This window comes from Psychrobacter immobilis (assembly GCF_904846235.1).
Classification (GTDB): Bacteria; Pseudomonadota; Gammaproteobacteria; order Pseudomonadales; family Moraxellaceae; genus Psychrobacter; species Psychrobacter immobilis_C.
Window position 1 is genome coordinate 1 of record NZ_CAJGZN010000003.1, and the last position, 22,940, is coordinate 22,940.

General features: G+C 43.2%; 18 protein-coding genes and 1 pseudogene. 15 read left to right on the forward strand and 4 right to left on the reverse strand.

Annotation, left to right across the window (positions count from 1 at the left end; genetic code table 11):
• Positions 1 to 100 (reverse strand): annotated as a pseudogene (locus JMX07_RS02480) (IS5/IS1182 family transposase); the annotation flags it as partial.
• 662 nt (positions 101 to 762) lie between these two features.
• Here JMX07_RS02480 and thrS point away from each other — a divergent pair.
• The 4 genes from thrS to rnr all read left to right on the forward strand — a co-directional run bounded on the left by thrS (position 763) and on the right by rnr (position 7,291).
• Positions 763 to 2,697: a threonine--tRNA ligase gene (gene thrS, locus JMX07_RS02485; protein ID WP_102091060.1), complete on the forward strand. Its 1,935-nt coding sequence runs from the start codon at positions 763 to 765 to the stop codon at positions 2,695 to 2,697.
• Positions 2,698 to 2,720: 23 nt separating this feature from the next.
• Positions 2,721 to 3,224 (forward strand): translation initiation factor IF-3, encoded by a 504-nt coding sequence (gene infC / locus JMX07_RS02490; protein ID WP_057762155.1) that lies wholly within the window; start codon positions 2,721 to 2,723, stop codon positions 3,222 to 3,224.
• A 406-nt stretch (positions 3,225 to 3,630) separates the two neighbouring features.
• Positions 3,631 to 4,875, forward strand: coding sequence for a toxic anion resistance protein (locus JMX07_RS02495; RefSeq protein WP_057762157.1), 1,245 nt, complete (start codon positions 3,631 to 3,633; stop codon positions 4,873 to 4,875).
• A gap of 139 nt (positions 4,876 to 5,014) precedes the next feature.
• Positions 5,015 to 7,291, forward strand: a complete 2,277-nt coding sequence (rnr, locus tag JMX07_RS02500) for a ribonuclease R (RefSeq protein ID WP_134292656.1) — start codon at positions 5,015 to 5,017, stop codon at positions 7,289 to 7,291.
• A gap of 117 nt (positions 7,292 to 7,408) precedes the next feature.
• Here the strand turns inward: rnr and JMX07_RS02505 are convergent, their stop codons facing one another.
• From JMX07_RS02505 to hisA, 3 genes are all read right to left on the reverse strand, one after another.
• Entirely contained in the window at positions 7,409 to 7,690 is a 282-nt protein-coding gene (locus JMX07_RS02505) for a hypothetical protein (protein ID WP_101204723.1), read from the reverse strand.
• Between the two features lie 81 nt (positions 7,691 to 7,771).
• The gene (locus JMX07_RS02510) at positions 7,772 to 9,400 is read right to left on the reverse strand and encodes a mechanosensitive ion channel domain-containing protein (RefSeq protein WP_201606146.1); all 1,629 of its coding nucleotides are present in this window, start codon (positions 9,398 to 9,400) and stop codon (positions 7,772 to 7,774) included.
• An 89-nt stretch (positions 9,401 to 9,489) separates the two neighbouring features.
• On the reverse strand, positions 9,490 to 10,227 hold the full coding sequence (hisA, locus tag JMX07_RS02515) for a 1-(5-phosphoribosyl)-5-[(5-phosphoribosylamino)methylideneamino]imidazole-4-carboxamide isomerase (RefSeq protein ID WP_102091064.1): 738 nt from the start codon (positions 10,225 to 10,227) through the stop codon (positions 9,490 to 9,492).
• Between the two features lie 1,096 nt (positions 10,228 to 11,323).
• Here hisA and JMX07_RS02520 point away from each other — a divergent pair.
• The 11 genes from JMX07_RS02520 (at position 11,324) to JMX07_RS02570 (ending at position 22,934) form a co-directional block, all read left to right on the forward strand.
• Positions 11,324 to 12,676, forward strand: coding sequence for a Na(+)-translocating NADH-quinone reductase subunit A (locus tag JMX07_RS02520; protein WP_201606148.1), 1,353 nt, complete (start codon positions 11,324 to 11,326; stop codon positions 12,674 to 12,676).
• Positions 12,677 to 12,681: 5 nt separating this feature from the next.
• Positions 12,682 to 13,917 carry an NADH:ubiquinone reductase (Na(+)-transporting) subunit B gene (locus JMX07_RS02525; RefSeq protein ID WP_057762164.1) on the forward strand — a complete coding sequence of 412 codons (1,236 nt, stop codon included), beginning with the start codon at positions 12,682 to 12,684 and terminating at the stop codon, positions 13,915 to 13,917.
• Positions 13,898 to 14,800 (forward strand): Na(+)-translocating NADH-quinone reductase subunit C, encoded by a 903-nt coding sequence (locus tag JMX07_RS02530; RefSeq protein ID WP_057762167.1) that lies wholly within the window; start codon positions 13,898 to 13,900, stop codon positions 14,798 to 14,800. The genes JMX07_RS02525 and JMX07_RS02530 overlap by 20 nt, the downstream gene beginning before the upstream one ends.
• Position 14,801: 1 nt before the next feature.
• On the forward strand, positions 14,802 to 15,473 hold the full coding sequence (locus tag JMX07_RS02535; protein WP_057762168.1) for an NADH:ubiquinone reductase (Na(+)-transporting) subunit D: 672 nt from the start codon (positions 14,802 to 14,804) through the stop codon (positions 15,471 to 15,473).
• Positions 15,473 to 16,081 carry an NADH:ubiquinone reductase (Na(+)-transporting) subunit E gene (gene nqrE, locus JMX07_RS02540; protein ID WP_011281361.1) on the forward strand — a complete coding sequence of 203 codons (609 nt, stop codon included), beginning with the start codon at positions 15,473 to 15,475 and terminating at the stop codon, positions 16,079 to 16,081. The genes JMX07_RS02535 and nqrE overlap by 1 nt, the downstream gene beginning before the upstream one ends.
• A gap of 122 nt (positions 16,082 to 16,203) precedes the next feature.
• Positions 16,204 to 17,439, forward strand: coding sequence for an NADH:ubiquinone reductase (Na(+)-transporting) subunit F (gene nqrF / locus JMX07_RS02545; protein WP_057762171.1), 1,236 nt, complete (start codon positions 16,204 to 16,206; stop codon positions 17,437 to 17,439).
• A gap of 175 nt (positions 17,440 to 17,614) precedes the next feature.
• Complete coding sequence (locus JMX07_RS02550) at positions 17,615 to 18,415, forward strand: SDR family oxidoreductase (RefSeq protein ID WP_201606150.1); 801 nt, start codon at positions 17,615 to 17,617, stop codon at positions 18,413 to 18,415.
• 123 nt (positions 18,416 to 18,538) lie between these two features.
• A complete protein-coding gene (locus tag JMX07_RS02555; RefSeq protein WP_201606152.1) occupies positions 18,539 to 19,693 on the forward strand; it encodes an FAD:protein FMN transferase in 1,155 nt (384 codons plus the stop codon).
• A 200-nt stretch (positions 19,694 to 19,893) separates the two neighbouring features.
• The gene (nqrM, locus tag JMX07_RS02560) at positions 19,894 to 20,139 is read left to right on the forward strand and encodes a (Na+)-NQR maturation NqrM (RefSeq protein ID WP_057762175.1); all 246 of its coding nucleotides are present in this window, start codon (positions 19,894 to 19,896) and stop codon (positions 20,137 to 20,139) included.
• 396 nt (positions 20,140 to 20,535) lie between these two features.
• Positions 20,536 to 21,768, forward strand: a complete 1,233-nt coding sequence (locus JMX07_RS02565; protein WP_201606154.1) for a CynX/NimT family MFS transporter — start codon at positions 20,536 to 20,538, stop codon at positions 21,766 to 21,768.
• A 314-nt stretch (positions 21,769 to 22,082) separates the two neighbouring features.
• Entirely contained in the window at positions 22,083 to 22,934 is an 852-nt protein-coding gene (locus tag JMX07_RS02570; RefSeq protein WP_413786653.1) for an arylesterase, read from the forward strand.
• Positions 22,935 to 22,940: the final 6 nt, after the last annotated feature.

Genomic DNA, 22,940 nt, shown 5'->3' on the forward strand with positions numbered 1-22,940 from the left:
CAACCGTTTGTCTAAGATTTCCTTTGTCATAGATATTAAGTTCTAGTAATATGGGTCTTAGTCTTGTCCAGTGTTCATCTTTGAGCATGGTGCGAGGCATAGCGAACGATATCTTTTTTGTGTGAGAGCTTAAAGATTAACCGTTCGCTATTTTTTTTGCCATTAATTTGTCGCCAATGTTCAACACGCCCTAGTATGCAATATTATTTAGCCCATCAATTTTTAATGAAGATAAGCTTATTTGTTCCTCATAACTGGACTTATTCATCCTGATCTTCTTGCATGTCCCTTCTAAGTAAATTGTCTCTCGTATTTCTCAATGTTGATATTCATATAATTAGCACTATATAGAAGCTAAGTTATTCGGGGTTATATGATTCTTTTAATATACTGTCCTATATAGTGCAGTATCTGATACTACCTTTATCATAAGATATGGCTCTTATATCAGTTATGGCTTAATCCCTTGATATCTAGTGTTGAGAGACGGTTTTTGCTATAATAGGTATTTTGCTGCATTACTTATATATGTTGGCTGTTATATTACTTCTATAGCGAAATGCATTTTGCTGCAATGCTATTGATTAACTGGCCTTAAGCCTTATATCAGTTCTAGCATATATAGTCATAGTAAGACTCTAGGTAATGCGTCCCTTTCACAACATATCACGATGATTAGATATAATTGATGTGGTCTCACGGTTATATGATTGATGGTTGCAATCATCACTGCCAACGGACCCAATAATAGGCGAATAGATTATGGTAGCGATTACTTTACCCGATGGTAGTGTAAAAGACTTTGAAGGTCATACAACAGTCATGGAAGTGGCGCAAAGTATTGGGACAGGACTCGCTAAAGCGACGGTTGCTGGACGTGTAAATGGTCATCTAGTAGATGCACATGATCCTATCGTCGCTGATGCCAATGTTGAAATCGTAACGCCAAAAGACGACGATGGTGTCGACATTATCCGTCACTCATGCGCCCACCTGTTAGGTCATGCTGTTAAACAGTTATATCCTGATGTGAAGATGGTCATTGGTCCTGTTATTGATGATGGTTTTTATTATGATATCTTTAGTGAAACGCCATTTACGCCTGAGCATATGGAAGCGATTGAAAAACGCATGATGGAGCTGATCAAGCAAGATTATGACGTTATTAAAAAAATGACGCCACGTGCCGAAGCGATTGAGATATTTGAATCACGTAATGAAGACTATAAGCTAAAACTTATTAATGATATGCCAGGTGAAGAAGCCTTTGGCCTGTATCATCATCAAGAATACGTCGATATGTGCCGTGGCCCGCATGTGCCAAACACGCGCTTTTTGAAAGTATTTAAACTGACCAAGATGTCGGGTGCTTACTGGCGCGGCGACGCAAAAAACGAGCAGTTACAACGTATCTATGGTACTGCGTGGGCTGATAAGAAACAGTTAAAAGCTTATATCCAGCGTATTGAAGAAGCAGAAAAACGTGACCATCGTAAAATTGGTAAAGCGTTAAACCTATTTCATATGCAAGAGCAAGCACCAGGTATGGTGTTCTGGCATGCGAACGGTTGGACGATTTATCAAGTACTTGAGCAATATATGCGCAAAGTACAATACGATAATGGCTACGAGGAGATTAAAACACCTCAAATCGTTGATCGCAGTTTGTGGGAGCGCTCAGGACATTGGGGCAACTATGCAACCAATATGTTCACGACTTCTAGTGAAAACCGTGATTATGCGGTAAAACCAATGAACTGCCCTTGTCATGTGCAAGTGTTTAATCAAGGTCTAAAGTCTTACCGTGACTTGCCACTGCGTATGGCTGAGTTTGGTTCTTGTCATCGTAACGAGCCATCAGGTTCATTGCATGGCTTGATGCGCGTACGTGGTTTTACTCAGGATGATGCGCATATCTTCTGTACGCAGGCACAGATTCAACAAGAAGTTGCTGACTTTATTAAGCTGACTCTTGCTGTCTATGAAGATTTTGGCTTCGACAATATTATTATGAAGCTCTCTACTCGCCCTGAAAAACGCGTTGGTAGTGATGAGTCTTGGGATTTTGCAGAAAAAGCGTTAGCAGATGCGCTTGATAGTTCAGGGCTAGACTGGGATTACCTACCTGGCGAAGGTGCATTCTATGGTCCAAAGATTGAGTTCAGTCTAAAGGATTCCTTAGGTCGTATTTGGCAGTGCGGCACCATTCAGGTTGATCCAAACATGCCAGAACGACTAGATGCTGAGTTCGTCAATGAGCAAAATGATCGTGAAGTACCTATTATGTTGCACCGTGCAATCTTAGGTTCGTTTGAGCGTTTCATCGGTATTTTGATCGAAAACTATGCTGGTTGGATGCCAGTATGGCTAGCACCGCAGCAAGTTGTGGTCATGAATATCACCGATAAGCAAGCTGATGCATGTGAAAACGTGGTTAGCGAGCTCAAAAATGCAGGTTTGCGCGCTATTAGCGACTTGCGTAACGAAAAGATTGGATTTAAGATACGAGAGAAAACATTAGAACGTATTCCCTATATGCTAGTATTAGGGGATAAAGAAGTCGAATCGGGCAGTGTCAACGTCCGAACTCGCGAAGGTGAGAACCTTGGCGTGATGAGTGTTTCTGAATTTATTACATTAGTACAGACCGCTGTCAGTAAAAAAGGCCGACAGACCCCAAAAACAGATGAGGAGTAATACCTATTAAACAGTCCAACCGTTTGAACATCAACGAAGATATCAATGTCAAAGAAGTCCGTCTCGTTAAAGAAGATGGCGAGCAAATGGGCGTGGTTGATATCGCAACCGCGATGAAAGCGGCACGTGATGAAAATCTAGATTTGGTTGAATTAGTTCCTGAAGCTAAGCCGCCAGTATGTAAGATCATGGATTATAAGCATTTCCTCTATGATCAAAAGCAAAAGGCTAAAGAAGCTAAGAAAAACCAAAAGCAGACTCAGCTTAAAGAGATGAAGCTACGTCCTAGTACCGAAGAAGCCGATTATCAGGTTAAACTGAGAAAAATCGTGAGCTTCTTGGAAGATCAAGATAAAGTTAAAATTAGCATCCGTTTCCGCGGACGTGAAATGGCGCACCAAGATATCGGTCGCAAACAACTTGATCGTATCATTGAAGATACTGCTGATATCTCAAACGTCGAACAGTACCCTAAGATGGAAGGTCGTCAGATGGGTATGCTGCTTGGACCCACTAAGAAAAAGTAATCTGTTTATTGGATTGCTTTGAGTGGTGGCTGTTAGTCTATATAGCTATTTATAACTCTAACCATCAATATGCTGCGGGATATTGATGGTTTTTTATTATTTGGACTCAAAAACTGCTGTAATGAAAATAGCTATATTGAACATAAATAGCCTAGCATCATTGACTGACGCTATTTTACAAAATCCATCTTCTCAACTTTATGATTACACGGTAATCTAAAGATCTAGTTATATTTACTATTCAGTATTTAGCAGTAATTAGTGATCATTTGATAAAAATTAGTATGAGCTACAGATAACTTATAAGTATATAAAAGCTAAGTGTATAAATAAAAACAATGTATACCACGACTGTCAGAGTCGTTGACAAAAAACACTTCCCTTCTCCGATATCAGAGGATATTTCATGCAAGAATTGACACCACCAGAAAACGCTACAACTCCCAGTATTTCTCTAACAGCACCTGAACCTGTCAAAGAAATACAGAAAAGTGAAGCAGATCAGATGGTCAAATTGGATGAAAGCCAAATTCCTGAGCTCGATGCCAAGGTTGATGCTTTTGTTGATCATGTGCTGACCAACTCTGTGCATAGCGATGAGTTTCGACAGAATGTGCAGTCTATTCATAATCTAGGTACCAAAGAGATTCGTGAATCTGCACAAGTATCTAATCGAATGTTAGATTTGCCCGCAAAAAGTCTCAATGACAGTTTATTCGACAACTCTCCTATTGCCAAATCATTGACGGAACTACGCGGGATTGTTGAAGATTTGGATCCGAGCAAAAAAGAGCTGACCAGCTCACGCAAGCTGTTCGGTCTCATTCCATTCGGCAACAAAGTACAAGATTATTTCCGCCAATATGAATCAGCACAATCACATATCAATGCGGTCGTTACCAGTCTCTATAATGGTAAAGATGAATTGCTCAAAGACAATGCGATGATTGAGCAAGAAAAAGTCAATATGTGGGAGCTGATGCAGTCTATTCGCCAGTATGTCTATGTTGGCAAAAAGATTGATGAACAGCTAGAACAAAAAGTTTATGCGATAGAAGCAACAGATCCAGAAAAAGCGCGCATTATTAAAGAAGAGATGTTGTTTTATGTCCGTCAAAAAAACACTGACTTTTTAACTCAGTTAGCCGTGAATGTACAAGGTTACTTGGCGCTTGATACTATTCGCCGTAATAACTTAGAGCTGATTAAAGGTGTCGATCGTGCAACCACAACTACCGTGTCTGCATTACGCACGGCTGTTGTCGTCGCCCAAGCAATGACCAATCAAAAATTGGTATTAGATCAAATCACTGCATTGAATAAAACCACCAGTAGTTTGATTGAATCAACTTCAGCGATGCTCAAGCGTCAGTCAGGTGAGATTCATGAGCAGGCGACTAGCAGTAGCATTGAGCTTGATAAACTGCAAAATGCCTTCAATAATGTCTATGACACTATGGATATGATTAGCAATTATAAAATTGAAGCGCTAGAGAATATGAAGCAAACGGTCAATACACTGACCACTGAAGTAGATAAAGCACAAAAATACTTAGATAAATCAAATCAGACTACGGTGTTAGAAGTCTCAAAAGAGTTAGATAGTAAAAAAATCACTAACCAATCAAGCAATGTCGATATTGATATTTGATTTATCCCTATAGCGGTCGCCAGAAAACTGACCGCTTCCTGCTACCGAATACACATAAGACAATTGACGCAAGATATTGCAACGTCGTTCGTGTTAAGATAGCCACTATTAATAATTTTAAAAATAGATACGGTAATTTATGAGTTGGAATGATCCAAACGCCTCAAGTGAGGCAAAAAAATATGACAACCCGATTCCTAGTCGTGAGCTGATACTCAGCACGATTAATGAGCATGGGGAAGTCACGCATCAACAATTGGCAAAAGCCTTTAACATTGATGACCCTGATCAGTTTGATGCTTTGGGCAATCGCCTAAAAGCAATGGCGCGTGACGGCCAAGTGAATCGTGATGGTCGTCCTTATCGCTATCGTACGGTAACCAAGCAAGATATCGTCTCAGGTACAGTGTCTGCACATCCAAAAGGTTTTGGATTTGTGGTGCTAAGTGATATGCCAGATTTGTTTTTACATGAAAAACAAATGCGCTGGGTATTCAATGGCGACACGGTAGCAGCCGTCGGCACTTCGACAGACAATCGTGGGCGTACCGAAGGGCGTATCGTTGATGTTGTCGAACGTCGTCAAAACAACTTTATCGGTACACTTGCTCGTGATGAAGACGGCTATTGTGTTGAGCTTGGTAGCCCAAATAATCATCAACCGATTACGGTTACTGATGACAATGTTCAGGCGCTAAATATTAAGCAAGGCGCTCCTGTTAAAGTCGATATCATTGACTGGCCAAACCAGCATGAATTTGCCACTGGCAAAATCACTGAAGTGCTGTCTGATGACAATGATCGTGAATTGATTATTGAGACTACCCTGCTCAACTATGATATTCCATCAGATTTTAGTGAAGCTGCGCTTAAGCAAGCCGATGACTATCAAGAGCCAACGGAAAAAGACATAAAAGGCCGTACAGATATACGTCATCTACCGCTTGTCACTATCGATGGCGAAGATGCTCGTGACTTTGATGATGCTGTATTTGCTGAAAAGCGTTCTGGTGGTAATTACCGGGTCGTGGTTGCGATTGCGGATGTCAGCTATTATGTGACACCGAATTCACCACTTGACCAAGATGCCTATGAGCGTGGTACTTCAGTATACTTCCCGCATCGCGTGATTCCGATGCTGCCTGAAGTGTTATCTAACGGTCTATGCTCATTGAACCCTAATCTAGATCGCTTATGTATGGTTGCTGATATCAAGATATCGCGCGCCGGTAAAGTGACTGGATATGAGTTCTATCCGTCAGTGATGCACTCACAAGCACGTCTCACCTATAATCAAGTAAATGATTATCTTGTGAATCCGAATGATAAGAGATTACCTAAATCACTGACAGGTAATAAAGACGTTAAAAAGTCTGTTGATACGTTACATCAGTTGTATGAGCTACTGCTTAAAAAGCGTGAAGAACGTCATGCAATGGAGTTCGAAACAGTTGAAACGTATATCAAGTTTAACGAGAAAGGCGGAATCGAAGCGATTTTGCCACGCACTCGTGGCGACTCTCAGAAGCTAATCGAAGAATGTATGCTGCTTGCCAATACTTGTGCTGCAAACTTCGCGCTTAAGCATGAGTTACCAGTTTTATATCGTAACCATGATAAGCCTGATAATGAAAAGTCGATGCGTATTCATGAATATGCAAAAAACTTTGGCTTACCATTCCCGGAAGAGAATCCAACTCAAGCGGATTACCAGCGCATAATTGAAGCGACTAAAGATAGACCAGATGCTATCAGTATTCATAGCATGCTGCTGCGTTCAATGATGCAAGCAAACTATGCACCTGACAATATTGGTCACTTTGGCTTAGCATATGACGAATATAGCCACTTTACCTCGCCGATTCGCCGTTATCCAGATTTAATGCTGCATCGCGCAATTAAAGCAAAAGTCACCAACAGCCAACAGCCTGTTATGGACTTTTCTCTTGAAGGTGCTGGTACACAAACGTCAGATACAGAACGCCGTGCAGAAAAAGCATCACGTTATGTAGAGTCTTGGCTCAAGTGTCACTATATGACTAATCATGTCGGTGAAGAGTTCGAAGGCGTTGTGACTACGGTTACTAGCTTTGGTTTATTCGTCACATTGACTGACTTATATATCGACGGTTTGGTTCATATCTCAAATGTTGGCGATGATTTCTTTGTCTACGATGAGCAGCAACAGCAGCTTATCGGTAAGGATAAAGGCACGCTATTTGGACTGGGCGATTCGGTTAAAGTGAAGGTTGCGGGTGTCAATATGGATCTGCTACAGATTGATTTTGATTTGAAGGCTAAATTGCAATCTAGTGCAATGAACCAAAGCAAAAAAGGTCAACCGAAGAAAGAACAGCCTAAGAAAACCCCAGCGAAAAGAAGCAGCAACCGCAGAGGCGCTGCCAAAAAAAGCTAAGCTTAGACTGATACTTAGATACTGATGTTGTAATACAATAAAAAAGGCTAACGTAATCGTTAGCCTTTTTTATGCTTTATGCTATTCAATCATCAATGATATAGCTATTTATTGTGCCTATTGCGCATTGTCCAATTGCCCTACACGGTCTTGTTCGGCTTGCTGTGCTTGGTCAATTTTGCTAGTAGCACTATCTACGATAGCTTTCGGCTGTTGACTAAGTGGCTGGCTAATAATATCTGTATCAGAGGTAACTACTGTAGAATCAGGCTGTTCAGCCGCTACGCTACTGGCTGCGATCTCTCTATTTTGTTCGCGACTATTGCCATTGATAATGTTAAAGCCAAGCAATGCCACAATACCAATTACTGCAAAGATAATGACGTGTTTCATTTCCATAAAAAGCCCCGTATTTGAATAACCACCAAATATAGATTCTGTTGCACTTTTTATGCCTAAATTTTATTTAACGTCTAATACCTATTCTTGCGGGCTATTATTATTCAATAAATCCGTCTCATCTGAGCTTTGAGCAATCTCTTGCTCTACCTTTTCCATCAGCTTATCGTCAGGACGGGCGTCGAGAACCTCATTCGCACTGCGACCTTGCAAAATGGTTTTGGCTCGAGCCTTGGCTTGTTTTTTATCTTGGTCATCCGTATGACTCTCGCTGACCTGATTTGTTTCAGCAGGCTTAGGGATAGTCGGCGTAATCGTCATATCAGATTGAATATTATTAGCATTGCTGACACTGCTTTGCATGTGCTCAAAGGCTTTTTCTAACTTATTGTTGAAGCGCAGACGATAGATAGGCTCAGGTAAGCTAAAGCCTTTATCTTCTAGTGCATGCTTGGTCTCACGAATGGCGATACTGCGTGCTTTGGCAAAGTCAGTCTCTGATTGATCTACCCAAACCTGAAATTCCAAAACAATATTAGAATCACCCACATTGGTAATGACCGCAATCGCCTTTGGTTCATTCAACACAAACGCCAGCGTATGTATCGCATCCAATCCGACTTTGATTGCTGCTAATGGATCATCATTGGCATCAACGCCCAATTCAAAAGTAAATCGGCGCTCAGGATTTTTGGTGTAATTTAGAATGGTACCTTTAAAGACTTCAGCATTAGGAATGCGCAGCTGATTACCATCCAGTGTCATCAGTATCGTCGCGCGCGAGGTCAAACGAACCACGATGCCCTCTTGTCCATTAATCACGATATGATCACGGGCACGAAAAGGTTGGCGAATGCTCAGCATTAGTGAAGCGATATAATTCTCGATAGTGTCTTTGACTGCGAAACCAACCGCAATACCAATGACACCTGCCCCACCAAGCAATGTACCTAAAATAGTCTCTGCACCTATCAGGCTCAGTCCTAAAATAAGACCAAAGATAATAAAGATGACTTTGATGGTCTGCGACAATAGCTCAGCGACAAAAGGATTGGGCGTGAGGCGCTGCCACATTTTTTTGCGTCTAGATAACCAACTACCAAACCATGTCACGAGTGCAAATATGACAATACCAACCAGCAATAAAGGCAGCGCCTTCACTAGGTTTTCCAATTGCGCTTTTAGGCCCTGATAAACTGTCGAGACGTTTTCTTGAACATCTAGTGTGCGGTTTATATTGTCATCAACCGTCACGACGTCTGTCAAACGGTTGGTCAAATTGATGGCTTGCTGCGCCTTTTTTTCGTTGGCAGTTTCTCCCGCCAAGGTGACGACACCTTGAGTAACACTGACAGTGACGGCTTGTAATCCTTCTATCTCAGAAAAGATTCCATTGATTCGCTGACGGATGTCGTTGTCTTTTTGGAGGGTGGGTGTGGTTTTAATTTGACCATTGTTGGTACTTTCACCATTGATTGCGGGTGGTGGGGCAGGAGTCGGTGTGGAAATATTGGTTTCTGACGTGTCATCATCTGCTGTAGCTGTACTGTCAGGTATTGCGTCCTCTACACCCAATGCCGCTGAGATACCAGAAATTTCTTCACTGGCAGCATGTGCTGAAAACGCAAAAAAGATGCTTAGTAGCAACACCATTTGACCCCACGCTTTTATAGAACTGCGTATTATTGGACGGTCAATGTAAGTGGCCATAAGCATCCTTTATTTTTTACGGATCTTTCTCGCTTAGCTGATTGCTGATAATTAGCTGCCTGATTTTAGCCGACTAATTTTGGCAGTCTTTAGCTATCTAAGTAAAGCTGTGCTTCGCTTAAGTTCAACGTGCCTTCATAGATAGCACGACCAGTGATGATACCTTCGATACAATCACCATACGGCTTCAACAGCTCGATATCTTTCATATCGGTAACACCACCTGATGCAATCACAGGTAATCCGCCTTCGCGCGCCAGATTAACAGTTTGTTCAACGTTGACGCCTTGCATCATGCCATCGCGGGCGATGTCAGTATAAACGATTGATGACACACCGACGTCTGCAAAGCGCTTAGCAAGCTCGGTCGCCTTGGTGTCTGTCACGTTTGCCCAGCCATGAGTGGCTACCATACCGTCTTTGGCATCGATACCGACGATGATGTGCCCTGCAAATTCGCGACAAGCCTCTGCAACAAAATCAGGATCTTCAACAGCTTTTGTACCGATGATGATATACGTCAAACCTGCGGTAATATACTGCTCGATAGTGTTCATGTTGCGTACACCACCACCCAATTGAATAGGCAGGTTCGGATAGGCTTTGGTGATATCATTGACCACTTGTCTATGTACTGGCACGCCATCAAAAGCACCATTCAAATCAACCAAATGCAAGCGACGAGCGCCTTCATCTACCCAACGTGCTGCCATAGCAACTGGGTCATCAGAGAACACCGTATCATCTTCCATACGGCCTTGTTTTAAACGTACACACTTACCATCTTTTAAATCAATAGCCGGGATAATGACAGGCACAGCACACATATAGCATTCCTTATAAAGCACAAGATTGGCAATAAATTTAGTAAATTAAAATTTTGAGAATGAAACGTTATTGAAGCATCAAATAACGAGAGAAAACGCTGCTTAAAAGTAGCATAAATTATGGACAGATCGAAAACCAAGACATCGCTAAGTTAGCAATCTGTTTGAATACAAATAAGAAAGACAGAAACTAGACAATCATAACCATAAGTTTTAGTACGTAGAATCACTACCAACAATCGTTAAATTCTATTACTGACTGGCAATTTTAGGTCAATTTAGCGTATAATCCTAGGTAAATTTTTATTTGTTTCTATGTGATAGTAACCATGTGTTACGCTTTTTGTTGAGTTGTTACAACTCACTAATACAGCATGGTGATCAGGATGGATCGAGCAATCCTTCAATACGCCAATAAAATATTGGCCAAGAAATTGCTAAAAAGGACTATCTGAAAAAATCTCAACCAATAGTCTCTAAACTATCGATTCTGCGGTATTTAACCTTAATTGGATGTCTTGCAAGTCCCTATCACTAGCTAACTATATTAAAACCGTTACGATTAAAACTATAGCAGCTTATAATAAGTGAAGTTTGCTTATCAGTTGCTTAGCTAGTTTGTCTTTTAACCAGTATATCATCTACCTTAATAGATCGTTATTTGGCCACACTCTTATTCTATCGAATATCTTTAGACGATATTAGTAAACGAGAGAGGGTCAAACATACTGGTGTTACAAGTTTTAAATTTCAATGAAACGTGTGATAAAGCCATTTGTATTTAAACCAGTCTCTTTTAGCCATGCGCTGTAGCGATTGATTTCGATGAAACGGTTTTAGCATACACCTTGGTAGCCAGTCGCCACTTTGGTAATTCGAATAAGACATTAACGTGTTGTTAAGGAGTCTAAGGTCAGCGTTAATACTCTTACTAGTAGTTATGATCATGTATTGTCTTCACAGAGCTTTCATCCCTATTTCACTATAAAGGAAATAGACGATTGAAGGCTTTGTTGAGTGATACAAACGTTCATGCTACCGATATACCAAACAGGACGTCTGGTATCGTTTTAGACTATGGACTAAGTTTTCGCTTATGATTACCATCAAAAAAGGTTTGGATTTGCCCATCACTGGTGAACCCTCCCGCGAGATATCTGAGCACCAACCGACACATGTAGCACTTGTTGGCTATGATTATGTGGGTATGAAGCCCACTATGAATGTCAAAGAAGGTGACATTGTAGCCAAAGGTCAGCCCGTTTATGAAGACAAAAAACGTGTTGGCGTGATCTACACTGCTCCTGCTGCCGGTAAGGTCGTCGCTGTTAAACGTGGCGAACGTCGAGTGTTTGAGAGTCTTGTGATTGCGGTCGACCCAAATGGTGAAGAAGTAGACTTTGAGCGCTATGACTCACAGCAGCTTGCTGACCTAGACTCTGAAGTCGTTGAAACCCAACTGATTGCCTCTGGCGAATGGACGGCGTTCCGTACGCGTCCTTATAGCCGCGCACCCGAAATCGGCACTCGTCCACATGCTATCTTTGTCACAGCAATGGATACCAATCCACTTGCCTTTGACCCGATGCTTGTGATCAATGAGCAGCTACAAGCGTTCAATGATGGACTTGCTGTATTATCTACGCTTAGTCCAAAGACCTTTGTCTGCCATCATGGCGATACCCAACTGACGCCAGTTGCAAAAACTGCAGCGAATAACGTCACTGAGTATCATGGTTTTGCTGGTAAGCATCCAGCTGGTCTTGCTGGTACGCACATTCACTTTTTGCATCCTATCAGCCGCGGTGTGACCGTATGGACGATTGGTTATCAAGACGTGATTGCCATCGGTAAATTGTTTACGACAGGTCGTCTATATACGCGCCGCATGGTGAGCTTGGCAGGACCTGCTGTCACTAACCCGCATTTGGTTATGACTGAACGTGGTGCTGATATCACTGCATTGACCAAAGGTAAGCTGGCTGCTGGCGAGAACCGTATCATTTCAGGTTCAGTATTGTCTGGTCGCAAAGTGTTTGAAAACATTGCCTATCTGGGTCGTTTTCACAATCAGATCAGCGTATTGACTGAAGGCCGTGAGCGTCCTGCGTTCCATTTCTTTACTCCAGGTAAAAACCGCTTCTCAAAACTGCCTATCTATATTTCGCAGTTCTTTGGTGGCAAAAAGTACAACTTTACTACGACAAGTAACGGCTCACCACGAGCGATGGTACCAATCGGTGTCTATGAAGAAGTCATGCCACAAGATTACCTACCAACTCAATTACTACGTGCATTGATCGTCGAAGACATCATTAGCGCCGTAGATTTGGGTGTGCTTGAACTGGACGAAGAAGATTTGGCACTATGCACCTTTGTATCTCCTGGCAAATATGAATTCGGTGATATTTTGCGTGATAACTTAACGCGCATTGAGCTGGAGGGCTAACCACGATGAAATTTTTACACAATATGTTCGATCGTATGGAGCCATCTTTCACCAAAGGCGGCAAACACGAAAAGTACTACGCTATTTTTGAGATGTTTGATACGTTCTTACGTCAACCAAGCTCAACCACTTATGCATCATCACATGTACGTGACGGGATTGACCTAAAGCGTATTATGATTACCGTATGGCTATGTACCTTCCCAGCGATGTTTTGGGGTATGTACAACATTGGTCATCAAGCACTGACCGCTATCGCTCAGCTTGGCTTGCAGCCTGAAGGCTGGCGTACTGTAATCACTAGTATGGCAGGCTATAACCCAGACAGTATCTGGGCAAGCTTCGTCTATGGTGCGATGCAGTTTTTGCCTATTTATATCGTGACGTTTGCGGTAGGTATTCTCTGTGAGATTATCTTTGCTGTCGTCCGTGGACACGAAGTTAACGAAGGTTTCTTTGTAACCTCAGTTCTATTTGCATTATGCCTACCACCTGATATTCCTTTATGGCAAGTTGCCCTAGGTATTATCTTCGGTGTGGTTGTCGCAAAAGAAGTGTTCGGTGGTACTGGTAAAAACTTCCTTAACCCTGCCCTATCGGGTCGTGCATTCTTATACTTTGCTTATCCAGCCTATATGTCTGGTGACTCAGTATGGACGGCAGTGGATGGTTTCTCAGGTGCGACGCCTCTTGGCCTTGCAGCCCTTGGTGTGGTTCCTCAGGACTTCGTCGACGTCTATGGTAATGCCATCACGTGGAGTGATGCATTCTTAGGTAATATGCAAGGTAGTATCGGTGAAGTATCGACGCTAGCTATCCTAATGGGCGCTGCAGTGTTGCTATGGACGCGTATCGCTTCTTGGCGCATTATGGCAGGTTGTGTGGTCGGTCTGATTGCGACGTCTCTTGTATTCAACATGATTGGCTCTGAAGACAACATGATGATGAGCCTGCCGTTCTACTGGCACTTAGTTATCGGTGGCTTTGCTTTCGGTGCTGTATTTATGGCAACCGATCCAGTATCAGCTGCGCATACAAACAAAGGCCGCTGGGCTTACGGTATCTTGATTGGTTTTATGACCGTATTGATTCGCGTCATCAACCCTGCTTTCCCAGAAGGCATCATGTTGGCCATTCTATTCGCCAACTTATTTGCTCCATTGTTTGATTACTTTGTGACTCAAGCAAATATCAAACGCCAAACCGCTCGGAGGGTTCGCTATGTCCAAGCCCAAAAGTAATAACGCGAAAACCATCAGTGTGGCTTTGACGCTATGCTTGGTGTGTTCAGTGTTGGTCTCAGCAGTGGCTGTTGGTCTAAAGCCTGCGCAAGTCGAAAACGCACGTTTAGACCGCAACAAAAACATCTTAGTCGCGGCTGACATGTATGACGCTGAGTCTGATACAGCAGATGATGTCGCCGAACGTTTTAAAGACTTTGAAGTCAAAATCATTGATCTAAACGAAGGTACTTATCTCGATGACGATGCGCTAAAAACTGCTGGCATTCCTGATCGTAATGCTTATGACGCCAGTCAAGCGACAAAAAACCAAGCTCTAAGTGAAGACTTGGGTGACAACGATCCTGCTGGTATTGGTCGTAAGCCAAAATACGCTAAAGTCTATGTCAAAAATGATGACGCAGGTCAGCCAGAAACGGTTGTATTGCCAATTCAGGGCTACGGTCTATGGGGCACTATCTATGGTTTCTTAACGCTCGAAAGTGACATGAATACCATCAAAGGTATCAGTTTCTATGAGCATAAAGAAACCCCAGGTCTAGGCGCTCGTATCGAAGAGCCAGAATGGCGTGCAAAGTGGAGCGGTATCGAGTCTTATGACGAGAATGGTAACGTTGCCACTGGTGTAACCAAAGCTGGTAACCCAAAAGAAAACTGGGTTGATGGCATCAGCGGTGCGACATTGACTAGCCGCGGCGTCAGCAACATGATTCAGTTTTGGTTGGGCGAGCAAGGTTATAAGCCTTATCTAGATACGCTACGCGAAAAGAGCGGCCAAACGGTTGAAGGTGCAGACACGCAAGCAAATCAATCAAAGCCGGCAGCTCAACCTAAAACCGAATTGGCAGCCAAGCTACCAGTAGCAAACGGCAAGGAGGCATAACATGGCTGACACTAAAAGCATTTTAACCACGCCTATCTTTGACAATAACCCTATTGCCCTACAGATCCTTGGTATCTGTTCGGCATTGGCTGTCACCACCAGCATGGCTAACGCTATGGTCATGTGTGTGGCTTTGACTTTGGTCACGGCATTTTCAAGCTTCTTTATCTCGATTATCCGTAAGCAGATTCCATCCAGTATTCGTATCATCGTACAGATGACGATTATTGCTTCGTTGGTTATCTTGGTTGATCAGGTACTAAAAGCGGTTGCTTATGACGTCAGTAAAGGTCTATCTGTCTTTGTTGGTTTGATTATCACTAACTGTATCGTTATGGGCCGTGCTGAAGCATTTGCTATGAGCAACCCACCAATCCCAAGCTTTTTAGATGGTATTGGTAACGGTCTTGGTTACTCAGCAGTACTACTATTCGTTGCAACTATCCGTGAGCTATTGGGTGCTGGTACTTGGTTCGGTATTACGATTCTACAGCCAGTCACTGATGGCGGTTGGTACATACCAAACGGTCTATTACTGTTACCACCATCAGCGTTCTTTATCATTGGTTTGTTCATCGCTGTTGTCCGTATCTGGAAACCAGAACAAGTTGAAGAAGCTGAGTTTGTAATGAAGCCGCAGTCTAAAGGCATGGCACATGGAGGCGGTCACTAATGGGACATTATGTTAGTTTATTTATAACCTCAGTCTTTATTGAGAACATGGCGCTTGCCTACTTCTTAGGCATGTGTACTTTTTTGGCCGTATCCAAAAAAGTCTCTACAGCGATTGGTCTAGGTGTTGCGGTTGTTGTCGTGATGGCAATTACCGTTCCACTAAACAATTTACTATTCCAGTTCATCCTAAAAGATGGTGCGCTGGCATGGGCAGGGTTCCCTGATATCGACTTGAGCTTCTTAGGATTGCTAAGTTATATCGGTTTGATTGCAGCCACCGTACAGATCCTAGAGATGTTTTTGGACAAGTTTGTACCGAGTCTATATAACGCGCTTGGGGTATTCTTACCACTAATCACCGTAAACTGTGCCATCTTAGGTGGTGTACTATTTATGGTTGAGCGTGACTATAACTTTGGTGAATCTGTTGTCTATGGTGTGGGTGCAGGCTTCGGTTGGGCACTTGCTATTACAGCATTGGCGGGTATCCGTGAAAAGCTAAAATACTCAGATATTCCAGCACCGCTGCGTGGTCTTGGTATTACTTTTATCACGGTTGGTCTTATGTCGCTCGGCTTTATGTCGTTCGGTGGTATGTCCATCTAAACCGCTAAGCTCAAAGCTTTCATTAGCTATTTGACTTATTTAATTCATTTATTCGGTAGAGGTTTGGGTACAGCATAGATTATGCCCTCACACCCCTACCCCATAGATTAAGGATACCTACCATGGATTACGCTACGGCGATTGGTGGCGTTGCTATGTTTACCTTGATCATCATGGGCCTTGTCGCTATTATTTTGGCGGCGCGCTCAAGACTGGTCAGTTCAGGCGATGTCACTATCCATATTAATGATAATCCCGATAATGATGTGGTGACACCAGCTGGCGGCAAACTACTACAAACGCTAGCGGGCGAAGGTATATTTTTATCTTCAGCTTGTGGTGGTGGTGGTACTTGTGCGCAGTGTCGTTGCCGCGTTATTGAAGGTGGTGGTTCTATTTTGCCCACCGAAGAAGGCTACTTTACTCAAGGTGAAATCCGCAATCACATGCGCTTAGCTTGTCAGGTAGCTGTTAAGCAAGACATGAAAATTGAGATTGATCCTGAGTTCTTTGATGTACAGAAATGGGAATGTGAAGTTATTTCTAACGATAACGTTGCCACTTTCATTAAAGAGCTGGTACTAAAAATTCCAGAAGGCGAAGAAGTAAACTTCCGCGCTGGTGGTTATGTGCAGCTTGAAGCGCCACCGCATGAAGTGCACTACAAAGACTTTGTGATTGATGAAGAATATAGAGAAGACTGGGAAAAATTCGGTATCTTCAACTATGTCTCAAAAGTTGATGAGCCTGTTATCCGTGCTTACTCAATGGCCAACTATCCTGAAGAGAAAGGCCTCATCAAATTTAACATCCGTATCGCAAGTCCACCGCCACGTGGTCCTGACGGTATTCCACCAGGCAAAATGTCTTCGTGGGTATTTAGCTTAGTACCTGGTGACAAAGTGACAGTTTCAGGTCCTTATGGTGAGTTCTTTGCCAAGAAGACCGAAGCTGAAATGATCTTTGTTGGTGGTGGTGCTGGTATGGCCCCAATGCGCTCACATATCTTTGATCAGCTCAAACGCTTGAACACTGATCGTAAGATTAGTTTCTGGTATGGTGCTCGTTCTATTCGTGAGATGTTCTACGTTGAAGACTATGATCAGCTAGAAGAAGAATTCGATAACTTTGAGTGGCATGTTGCACTGTCTGACCCATTACCAGAAGATAACTGGGAAGGTCCAACAGGCTTTATTCATAACGTATTGCTCGAAAACTATCTGAAAGATCATCCAAACCCAGAAGACTGTGAATACTACATGTGTGGGCCACCAATGATGAACGCTGCCGTAATCGACATGCTACACAGCATGGGCGTGGAAGACGAAAACATCATGCTTGATGATTTCGGTGGTTAAGTTAGATACTTAATCTAACAGCACAAATCTAAGAATAAAAAAAGAGTCTCAATTGAGGCTCTTTTTTTGTGCGATTTTTACACATAGTAGTGCCTTTGCAGACTACAAATCTAGCTAGTAGAGTCGCTTTATTATCCTATATCATGGACTATCTAAACATTGAGAAAGGACTCTTATGAAAATGAAATACAAAGATCTGACCATTTGGATTACCGGTGCTTCTAGCGGTATCGGGCAAGCATTAGCCGTTGCCTTCGCCAAACGCGGGGCTAGAATTATTCTAAGTGGACGTGACAGTGATAAGTTAGAAGTGGTCAAGAATAGCTGCAAACGTGCTAACAAGCACATTGTCGTTCCTTTTGATATCAGTGATGCCAACCAAACCAAAGAAGCTTATGCTGCTGCTAAAGCTCAGGCAGGAAAAATCGATTGGCTCATCAATAATGCTGGTATCAGTCAGCGTTCGCTCATCATGGACACGGCTGAAGAAGTTGAACGCCAAATCATGGAAATAGATTATTTTGCTCAGACGCGCCTTACTAGACTTGCGTTGCCTGACATGGTCGCACAAGGCGGCGGCAAAGTCGTGATGGTTTCGAGTGTAGCAGGCCTATTGGGTACACAATATCGAGGTGCTTATGGGGCAGCCAAGGCAGCGCTGCATATGTGGGCAAATAGTTTACGTGCTGAATTACATGATCAAGGTATCGAAGTAGCCACGATATTCCCAGGGTTTATCCAGACCAATATCTCTATCAATGCGTTGACTGGCGACGGTAGTGCACAGGGTACGATGGATGAAGCAACCAATAACGGTCTAACTGCGACTGAGTTTGCTAAACAAGTCGTGAAGGCGCTCACCAGGGGAGAGGAATATATTATCGTCGCTGGTCGTAAAGAAAAACTGGCCACACGGGTCAACCGCGTCTCTCCGCCAAAACTCTATAAGCTCATACGTGAGTCACAAGTAAAATAATCCGCTCAGCCGAACGAATTGTCGCTGAATGGTGCCTTCGTTGGTATTTTTGGGTTCAAGGGGTGTAAAATAAGCGTGGCTTGTTTTACACCCTACTCATTTCTACGCGATACCGAAAATATTATGAAAAACACTATATCCAGCTTATCTTCCAAAAAATCTCTGCACCTTACCTTAGTAAGCGTCGTCAGCCTTGTTAGTACTTTAGGTCTCAGCGCTTGCCAGCAAACCCCAGACTATAACTATCTGATCGGTGAGACGATGGGGACGAGCTACCATATTAGCTATCAATTGCCTGATGATGCGGACGAAGCTGCCATACAAGCTGCGGTAGACGAGCGCCTAAAACAAATTAACGATAGCATGTCTACTTATCAAAACGACTCGACTATATCTACATTCAATCGTTTGGGCAAAGACAAACCTATCACTATCGATGCTGACTTTAGTCGTGTGCTCGATGTCTCGCAAATTGTCTATCAGCAATCAGGCGGTGCTTTTGACCCTACTGTTATGCCACTCGTAAACACGTGGGGCTTTGGGAGTACCATGACGGTCGAGCGACTACAAAGTCCACCGACTGCCGTTGAGATTGCGCAAGCCAAAGCATTGGTCGATTTTGAGAGCATCATAAAGAAAGACGACACCATCTATAAAACCAAAGATGGCGTTGGTTTAGATTTTTCTGCCGTTGCCAAAGGTTATGGCGTCGATGTCATTGCTGATGTGCTGAGAGATGATTATCAAATTCGTAATTATATGGTTGAGATCGGCGGTGAAATTGCCACCTCTGGTGTGAACAACCAGCAGCAGCCATGGCAAATTGCGATTGACGCCCCTATTAAAGGCAGTACGGTCAGCGAACGTCAGACCATATCTGCTATTCGCCAACCAAAGAATACGGCTAGCCAAATGCATCTAGCGACCTCTGGCAACTATCGCAACTCTGTCATATTCGATGGCAAACGCTATAGCCATACTATCGACCCGACAACGGGCAACCCTATTGCAGGTGGTGCACCTTCAGTCACTGTCGCAGCGGACTCTGTCGCGTTGGCAGATGCATGGGCAACCGCCCTTACCGCGATGCCTTATCACAAGGCACTAAACGTCGCTAAAACGCAAAATCTAGCGGCTATGTTCTTGGTACTAGCTGACGATGTAAAAGCAAAGGGTTCTGACGATATGTCCAACGAAGCTGCTGACGATAACATTGACGATTGGCAAGTGGTACAGACACCAGCGATGAAAGCGTTACGTGCTGATAAAAAGCTCTAAACGTTCTCCAAGCTCTAGATGGCACATTTTAAAAGCCACTGGTAAGTGATAGATGTGAAACAAGAGAATACGTTAACGCACAACGAGCCGCACTAAAATTTGCTATACTATTATACAGTTGTTATTAAAGGTGCTTAGCTGTCATGAACTTAGACAGTACTACTAATAACTGCCCTATTTTTTAAAATGAGGTTTCCTCTATGCTTAGCCAACTGCTTCCTATGCTTGCCATTACTTTCACCGTATTTGTCCTATTTTTCATTTTTATGGGCGTCGGTTATATGGTCAAAAAAAAGCCGCTTAGAGGATCTTGTGGCGGTGTTGCCAAATTGATGGGCGATGAAAATTGCTCGTTTTGTGGTAATGATCCCAATAAGTGCGATTCACTAATCGCTGAACAGCAAGAGAATGCATTAAGAGCTGCTCAATTGGGTAAATCAGTTTAATAGCCTATTGGTTACTATACGCTGGTAGCATTTACCTGACATATGTTCTTATAATAGCGTCAAGTCCTGTAAAAGTGACTTGGCGCTATTTTTATTGTGCGATAAGACCATTTATTTAAGATTCATTATTATCGCCATCTCTTATTATCACTGTTCTATAGCTGTAACTCGAAGTAACCACAAATGCATTTTGACTAACCTGCCTGCCAATTTAGCAAAGTCAGTTAAGCAAATTGTATGTCTTACGCGCTACATATATCTTTCGGTCTCATTTAAGATATCGATTACCGTTTAGGTACGTGTCTGGGTCAATGCTCTCTGGTGTTATTTTATAAGCGGCGATTTCTTGGCGCTGTTTAATAACGTGTTCTTTTTCGCTGTCATCGTTGTGCTGTTATGTCTACCTCGTCCAATCTATCTGCTTCATCTAACCTGCCCTCCTCACGCTTTACCTTTTGGTTGGTTCTGTGTGCCATGATTCTGCTAGCCACCAATATGCGTGCGCCTATCGTCGCGCTAGGTTCTATCGCCCCAGTGGTAAAGGACGCGCTTGATATCTCTGAATTTCAAATAGGCTGGCTAGGAGCAGTGCCTATGCTGAGCTTTGCCGTTGGTGCGCTGATTTCCCCAACCATTGGCAAGCGATTCGGGCTAGAAAACACGCTGATTGCCATGATTGGGCTGTTAACGGTAGGGATGGTTATCCGTACCGCTATCCCGACATGGAGTGGGTTTTTAATTGGTACTTTGTTGCTTACCCTCGCCATTGGCTTCGCTAACACTTTAGCAGCACCAGTCATTAAACAGCGTACCCCGCAACATATTCCGCTGATTACAGGGTTGTTTAGTTTAACGATGACCACAGCAGCAGGTATCGTCGCAGGTGTAGTACTACCATTATCGGAGCAAGTTGGTTGGCAGTGGGCATTGGGTGGTTGGACGATACTAGGTGTTTTTGCCTTTGTTATTTGGCTATTCTTACGTGTACGTTTGGGTTCATCCAACCATCAAGCGGTTATCCCTGCGGCCTTAGGTTCTTCTGATATCTCTATGTGGCGAACCACCTTTGCGTGGCAGATTGCTATTTTTATGGGTTTGCAGTCATTATTGTTTTATACCGTTGCCAGTTTTTTACCGTCAATTTGGGTCAGTAAGGGACTATCTGCCATCAGTGCTGGACAAATGGGCTCTGTATTTCAGTTTATGGCACCAGTCTCTATATTAAGCCTAACTTGGTTGGTCAATCGTGGCCGCCCTATTCAAGCATTGGCAGTATTTGCTGCTGTATTAAATGTCGTTGGTATATTGGGCGTCAGCTATCTATCGACTGATTTGGCATGGCTATGGTCAGGCATGATGGGCATGGGCTGTTCCGCGATTTTTACCTTGAGCATGATGCTGTTCTCGATGCGTACTTATACGACCAATCAAGCCAGTGAGCTGTCTGGTATGGCTCAAGCAGTTGGTTATGTCATTGCGTTTTTTGGCCCATTGGGCACAGGCTGGCTCCATGAAACAACGGGCAGTTGGAGTGTGCCACTTTTTATTATGCTGATACTGATGATTGTCAACGTCGTGATTGCTTGGCTTGTTAGTCGTCCAGTGATGGTCGATGGCAAATATATTTGATTGCTATCAGCTTTCATTTCTATCAGTTTTTGTGGTCTACAAGGCTATGATTGCTAACGCGCAATAAAGCGGCCTTAAATTAACCTTAGGGCAATATAGGTCACTGTCTTATTTTGCTATAGTCAGTTCAATATAACTTAGATACTTAATATAAGCTGGATACTCAATATAATCCGGATAAAAGGAAGGTGAGTGAAAGTACTACAAATAGTAGACTGAGCGAGCCTGACGACTCATCCGACTGATACCGTATCTGATTTAGATAGGATTTGACTATACCTTGGTTTGATTGCATATAGGACATAACACCCATGATGAATTTCCCTTCTCGTTTTGCTCAGCGCTTGCCTGCTATCGCCATGCTCGCAGCTGCAATGGCTATCAGTGGCTGTCAGAAAGATGCTGAAACGACATCTGCTGATGATACGCAGAGTACCAGTACTGAAGCGACTAACAGTCAAGCCAGCACTGCTCCAGTAGCAGCTGAAACCGCAGCAACAACTGATCAACAGGTCAAATCCTCATCACTTACTATTTTAGCGCTTGGTGACTCCCTGACAGAAGGTCTGGGAGTGGACAAAGACGACAACTATCCTGCTCAGTTAGAAGATCGTCTACAAGAGATGGGCTACGCTAATGCCAAGGTTATCAACTCAGGTCTAAGCGGTGAAACCAGTACGGGATTGGTCAATCGATTGGACTGGGTGTCGCAAACCAAACCCGACATCACCATATTGACTATTGGTGCTAACGATGCGATACGCGGTATCGATGTAGCGACCATTGAAGCCAATATTCGTACTGCGGTTAAGCACCTGCAAGACAATGGTAGTGTCGTCATCTTAGGCGGTATGTCGATCTATGACAATCTAGGCAGTGAATACGTCGCGGCATTCTCAGACATTTATCCACGTGTTGCTAAAGACATGAATCTAACGCTTATTCCGTTTTTCTTAGAGGGCGTCGGCGGTGACCGAGAGCTTAACCAAGCGGATGCGATTCACCCGACTAAAGAAGGCTACGAGATTATCGTTAATAACAATATCTTGCCTATTCTAGAGCCTAAATTAAATGAACTAGAAGAGCTAAAAACAACCGATACCGATAACACAGCTGCAACGGCTCAAGACAATACGACAAAAAATAAGACAAACGAGACTATTTAACGAGAT